At 51.3% G+C, this 1373-nt stretch carries 1 rRNA gene; it reads left to right on the forward strand.

The window, feature by feature from the left end:
• Positions 1-1348: ribosomal RNA gene (locus I6F10_RS19935) — 23S ribosomal RNA — on the forward strand; the annotation flags it as partial.
• Between the last annotated feature and the right edge of the window lie 25 nt (positions 1349-1373).

The raw sequence follows: 1373 nt of genomic DNA on the forward strand, positions 1-1373 counted from the left end.
ATACTTCCAGGAAAAGCCTCTAAGCTTCAGATTATATGGAATCGTACCCCAAACCGACACAGGTGGTCAGGTAGAGAATACTAAGGCGCTTGAGAGAACTCGGGTGAAGGAACTAGGCAAAATCGTACCGTAACTTCGGGAGAAGGTACGCTCCTATCTGTGATGAGACTTGCTCTCTAAGCGGACGGGAGCCGCAGTGACCAGGTGGCTGGGACTGTTTATTAAAAACACAGCACTGTGCAAAATCGCAAGATGACGTATACGGTGTGACACCTGCCCGGTGCCGGAAGGTTAATTGATGGGGTTATCCTTAGGGAGAAGCTCTTGATCGAAGCCCCGGTAAACGGCGGCCGTAACTATAACGGTCCTAAGGTAGCGAAATTCCTTGTCGGGTAAGTTCCGACCTGCACGAATGGTGTAACCATGGCCACGCTGTCTCCACCCGAGACTCAGTGAAATTGAAATCGCAGTGAAGATGCTGTGTACCCGCGGCTAGACGGAAAGACCCCGTGAACCTTTACTACAGCTTGGCACTGAACATTGAACCTACATGTGTAGGATAGGTGGGAGACTTTGAAGCAGCGACGCTAGTTGTTGTGGAGTCGTCCTTGAAATACCACCCTTGTAGTTTTGATGTTCTAACGTTGGCCCCTGAATCGGGGTTACGGACAGTGCCTGGTGGGTAGTTTGACTGGGGCGGTCTCCTCCTAAAGAGTAACGGAGGAGCACGAAGGTTGGCTAAGTACGGTCGGACATCGTACGGTTAGTGTAATGGTAGAAGCCAGCTTAACTGCGAGACAGACACGTCGAGCAGGTACGAAAGTAGGTCATAGTGATCCGGTGGTTCTGAATGGAAGGGCCATCGCTCAACGGATAAAAGGTACTCCGGGGATAACAGGCTGATACCGCCCAAGAGTTCATATCGACGGCGGTGTTTGGCACCTCGATGTCGGCTCATCACATCCTGGGGCTGAAGTCGGTCCCAAGGGTATGGCTGTTCGCCATTTAAAGTGGTACGCGAGCTGGGTTTAGAACGTCGTGAGACAGTTCGGTCCCTATCTGCCGTGGGCGTTTGAGAATTGAGAGGGGTTGCTCCTAGTACGAGAGGACCGGAGTGAACGAACCGCTGGTGTTCGGGTTGTCATGCCAATGGCATTGCCCGGTAGCTACGTTCGGAACTGATAAGCGCTGAAAGCATCTAAGCGCGAAGCAGGCCTCGAGATGAGTTCTCACTAGACTTTTAAAGTCTCTGAAGGGCCGTTGAAGACTACAACGTTGATAGGCAAGATGTGGAAGTGGTGTGAGCCATTAAGCTAACTTGTACTAATTACCCGTGAGGCTTAACCATACAACGCCAAACGCGTTTTATGCGA

Origin of the sequence: Pseudoalteromonas sp. SWYJZ98 (genome assembly GCF_015864495.1) — a bacterium.
Taxonomy (GTDB): Bacteria; Pseudomonadota; Gammaproteobacteria; order Enterobacterales; family Alteromonadaceae; genus Pseudoalteromonas; species Pseudoalteromonas distincta.